Consider the following 1423-nt stretch of genomic DNA (forward strand, 5'->3'; position numbering starts at 1 on the left):
CATTACCTGAACCTCTACAAGCATATCCAAGAAACTGGTCGCAGACCAGATGGCACCCCAGCCACAGACCTAGAGAAAAAGATAGCGCCGTATGTCTGGTTAATTGAACCTGTTCAAATTGGAGCGAGCATCTACGCTGGTCACCAATATTCTAAGCGTAATTCCAGCATACCAACTGGTAATGGAATGAAATGGAGAAGCAGTGGGCAAGGTTCGAACTCGAATGGTACAGGCAAAGTATATGGACCAGATCAAACCGATTTAGTTAACAATTCCCAAAATGTGGGCCAAGGTGCGAAAAATCAAGGGATAGATGTGCAACTTAAATTCAAAGAAGAATGGAATAGTTCTCAAAGAACTCAAGCACTTCAAAAAGTAGAAGCTCTTTCAAAAGCCAATACTGTTAAAACTCCAGTCACAAGAACTTCAACTTCAGCAGCCAATCGATATAAAAAAGTCAATGGTATAGATGCAGTGCCTAAAAATTACGATATAGACCATACTATTGATTTACAACTAGGAGGGGCTGATGTAATAAGTAACATGAATCCTCTTGACAAAAGTGTAAATAGAAGTTTAGGTTCGCAAATTCATCATAAAATTAAATATTATCCTGACGGGACAGTATTTAGAAATTTTACAATAACAGATTGAGGTGAATAGATGTTTTCAAATTTTTTAAATTTTTTTATGTCATCTAAATTAAAGTATACAAAAAGGTCAGATGATATTTATTTAGATTTTGTTTTAAATTTTTCAGGTCAAGTATTTGGAAATGGTATTTTTCGAGTGTCCAATGTTTCTGAGTTAATCAGTATGAAAAATATGGTAAAAGAAGGATTCCATGAACTGAGTGATGAAGTCAAAGTAATTGGGTTTGACTGGCTGGGAAGAGTTTTCATATCAGGAGATTCCGAGAACGAAAAAATATACATGTGTGATATTGGGGCACATGAAATACTTGAGATTCCTACTTCTTTCCTAGACTTTGTGAACAAAGAAATCCCTATGTATGCAGAAGAAGTTTTAGCGGTTTCATTTTTTAACGAATGGACTAAAACTGGTAATGGCGCACCTGAATACAATGAATGTATCGGGTATAAGGTACCTTTATTTTTAGGAGGAGCTGATGATGTTGAAAATCTTGATAAAATTGATTTAAATGTTTATTGGTCAATAATGGGTCAACTTTGGGGATAAACGAGTTAATTCAGTTAGATAGAGTTAAACAACACCTCGGAAGTTAGAGATAAATCTAACTGTTTGGGGTGTTTTTCTCAAAAAAAAACTGACAGAAACTCTAACGGCATCGTCACAGCCAAGCAACCAAAGGTCAGTGATTCCTTCAAAAAAGATGTGAACAAACTCAGCTATGATGAACTGAAGAAAAAATACAAGGGCCTCATCAGTTCACAAAATAGCT

2 protein-coding genes are annotated in these 1423 nt (G+C 35.6%); both read left to right on the forward strand.

Going from position 1 to position 1423, the window contains the following annotated elements:
- Positions 1-654: HNH endonuclease signature motif containing protein (locus tag F602_RS10945; RefSeq protein WP_040839500.1), on the forward strand; the 654-nt coding region annotated here is incomplete at its 5' end.
- 9 nt (positions 655-663) lie between these two features.
- Positions 664-1200, forward strand: a complete 537-nt coding sequence (locus tag F602_RS10520) for a T6SS immunity protein Tdi1 domain-containing protein (RefSeq protein WP_018165942.1) — start codon at positions 664-666, stop codon at positions 1198-1200.
- Positions 1201-1423 lie beyond the last annotated feature (223 nt).

This window comes from Streptococcus minor DSM 17118, assembly GCF_000377005.1.
Taxonomy (GTDB): domain Bacteria; phylum Bacillota; class Bacilli; order Lactobacillales; family Streptococcaceae; genus Streptococcus; species Streptococcus minor.